Source organism: Thermostichus sp. MS-CIW-38, from assembly GCF_054058415.1.
This window is the reverse complement of record NZ_JBSSAH010000076.1, coordinates 1-1,544: the sequence shown is the minus strand read 5'-3', so window position 1 is coordinate 1,544 and position 1,544 is coordinate 1. Positions and strand designations below refer to the sequence as shown.

Genomic DNA, 1,544 nt, shown 5'->3' with positions numbered 1-1,544 from the left:
CTTGGCTCATAAGTTCATTGTACTTCATCAAAGCGCATTCCTCCCGGCAGTGACCCTACGGGTACAGTGCGGGGCTCCTGCGATTTCTAGCTGAAAGGTCTTTCTTGTTACACTCCATGTCGCTTCTTAAGCTTTTCCCAAGATTAGGTGTTAGGAAGGAACAAGCAGCAATGGCTCCTACGGTTGGACCTACGGTCCGCTTCCGCGAACGAGCGCACGGCAATCCCGGCTGCTGAAACGCCAACCCTTGGCTTTAATGCTACGCATCGCTAACGCGACTGGACTTTGGCCTATGCAGACTTCGCCAGACCTCACCTCCGCTCGTTCTGTCATTCGCCTGCTGCTGTTCGCCAAGAGTCGAGCTGTTGTTGCCGAGCTTGAGGAGCATCTGCGCCAGCACATCCAGGGGTTGCCCGGCCAATACCCTGCTCAACTGGAAGTGGTGCCGCTGGAGGAGCACCCCTACCTGGCAGAGCATTACAAGCTGGTGGCCACTCCGGCTCTGGTCAAGGCTGAGCCCTTGCCCGCTCAAGTTTTGGCGGGCGCAGACTTGGCGACGCAGTTGGAAGTGTGGTGGCCTCGTTGGCAAGGCCAAGCGGCTTTGGCCGCCCATCAAGAAGGAGCAGGACGGGATCCCGCCTCCCCTCCGACCACCGAGGCGCTGTTGCAAATGTCGGAAGAGGTGTTTTTGCTGCGGCAGGAGCGGGCCCAATTGCGGGAGCAGTTGGACTTCAAAGATCGCGTTCTGGCCATGCTGGTGCATGATTTGCGCAGCCCCCTGACGGCCACGGCTCTGGCGGTCGAAACCCTGCAGCAGGGGCGGGAGGGATCCCTGGACAAAGCCCTGGAGCGGCAGTTGTTCGATCACGCCCGCCAGCAACTGCGCAAGATGGACAGCATGATCACCGATATCCTGGAGTCGGCCCGTGGCGCTGCCTCGGAGCTGAGGATTCGAGCCGTAGAAACCCAGTTGCCCGGCTTGTGTCAGGCGGTGATCGAGGAGCTATGGCCGCGCATTCAAGGCAAGCGGCTGCAGTTTCAAGCGGATATTCCCGTGGATCTGCCCTCTGTTCACGTGGATCCCGACAAGATCCGCCAAGTTCTGTTCAACCTGCTGGACAACGCCATCAAGTACACCCCTGCCGGGGGATCCATCCGCCTCGATGTCCTCCATCGCACCAGCCAAAAGGTGCAGGTGACCGTCAGCGATACTGGCCCTGGGATCCCGGAAGCCGACCAAGAGAGCATCTTCTCCGATTCTGTCCGTCTGTCCCGGGATCAACAGCAGGAGGGCTATGGCATCGGCCTTTCCCTCTGCCGACGGATCGTGCGCGCTCACTACGGCCAGATTTGGGTGGAGTCTTCCTTGGGCAAAGGCAGCAGCTTTCATTTCACTTTGCCCGTGTATCGGCTCTGCAAGGGCTAGCCGGGAGCTGGCTCCCCATGGGTGTAAACTACCCGACCCTGACTACTTCGCAGTACAGGGCGGGCTTAAGGCCTCCGGCCCGCTGGCGCGAACGGTAGCCCTGCAGTTGGCAAGCCAA

Annotated in this window: 1 protein-coding gene; it reads left to right on the top strand. The window is 60.0% G+C overall.

Features of this window, described 5'->3' with window-relative positions:
• Nucleotides 1-292: 292 nt before the first annotated feature.
• Complete coding sequence (locus ACVWXZ_RS14260) at nucleotides 293-1,426, top strand: histidine kinase (protein WP_457404366.1); 1,134 nt, start codon at nucleotides 293-295, stop codon at nucleotides 1,424-1,426.
• The last annotated feature ends 118 nt before the right edge of the window (nucleotides 1,427-1,544 follow it).